We start from the raw sequence: 304 nt of genomic DNA, 5'->3' as shown, positions 1-304 counted from the left end.
GACAAACAGTGCTTCAATCTCTGCTTGTCACGCTCAGGGAATGTTAACGGATTTGCTGTTCATTGCGCTGATTCAGCAGGATCTGGAACTGGCACCAGAACGTATTCGTCATAGTGAAGCGCTGGTGAAAAAACTGGTCTGAGTAAAGAATGCGCGTATAATGCCCGCCCGGTTGGTGTCTCGTAGTGCCCTACGCATTCGGTACACTTATCGCTGTTAATCTCGTAGATATGATCTCCCATTGAAATCGCCTCATTCGGGCATTCGGGTTCACACATATCACAATTGATGCATTTTTTAGTGA

The 304-nt window shown here is 46.4% G+C and carries 1 pseudogene; it reads right to left on the bottom strand.

The features are described 5' to 3' along the window. Positions 1-170 precede the first annotated feature (170 nt). Positions 171-304: pseudogene (yfhL, locus tag AC0L3J_RS37875) on the bottom strand (4Fe-4S dicluster ferredoxin YfhL); the annotation flags it as partial.

The organism is Bradyrhizobium sp. Kon37 (genome assembly GCF_055807535.1).
Note: the sequence above shows the minus strand (reverse complement) of the source record. Positions and strands in the feature narration are given on the sequence as shown.